This is a genomic window from Brachyspira sp. SAP_772 (assembly GCF_009755885.1).
Lineage (GTDB): Bacteria > Spirochaetota > Brachyspiria > Brachyspirales > Brachyspiraceae > Brachyspira.
Window position 1 is genome coordinate 1 of sequence record NZ_VYIX01000371.1, and the last position, 523, is coordinate 523.

At 24.4% G+C, this 523-nt stretch carries 1 protein-coding gene and 1 pseudogene; both read left to right on the top strand.

All coding sequences use genetic code 11. The features are described from left to right. Positions 1-95 precede the first annotated feature (95 nt). Positions 96-224, top strand: coding sequence for a hypothetical protein (locus GQX97_RS15035; protein ID WP_232473452.1), 129 nt, complete (start codon positions 96-98; stop codon positions 222-224). Next, positions 182-523: pseudogene (locus GQX97_RS14570) on the top strand (hypothetical protein); the annotation flags it as partial. The gene GQX97_RS15035 and the pseudogene GQX97_RS14570, both read left to right, overlap by 43 nt.

Genomic DNA, 523 nt, shown 5'->3' on the forward strand with positions numbered 1-523 from the left:
TAGATGGAAAAGTTTGAGAGAAAACCAAAAATCAAAATATATTAAGTTTTAATGAATTAGAAGCATTGATAAAGAATAATTTTTTAGGCATTATATTGCAAAAGCCTCCAATATATAGTGCTAAAAAAATTGATTGTAAAAGAGCTTATGATTTAGAAAGAGAAATAATATTAATTGGTTTGTGGATAATATTAATGCTATATATAAAACAGCAAATAGAATGAATGAGCTTTCAAAGATATACGGACTTAATACTACAGTTCTCACAGAGGTAGAAGAAAATAGACTTTTAGTRGTTTATCAGCTTTTGGATTCTTCTGTAAAAAATGCATTAAAAGAATTCGATAGAAGTAATATTCAGTTAYTAGGATTATCAGCTAAACAAATAGAAGCTYTAAGACATAATATGAATACTATTTCTGATTTAGTGCTTTCTATAGGAAATAATATATCAAATAAAAAATATAGCGATATTCCAAACATATCAGCTAATATTATTAATATATATTTTAATTCTCTTCAG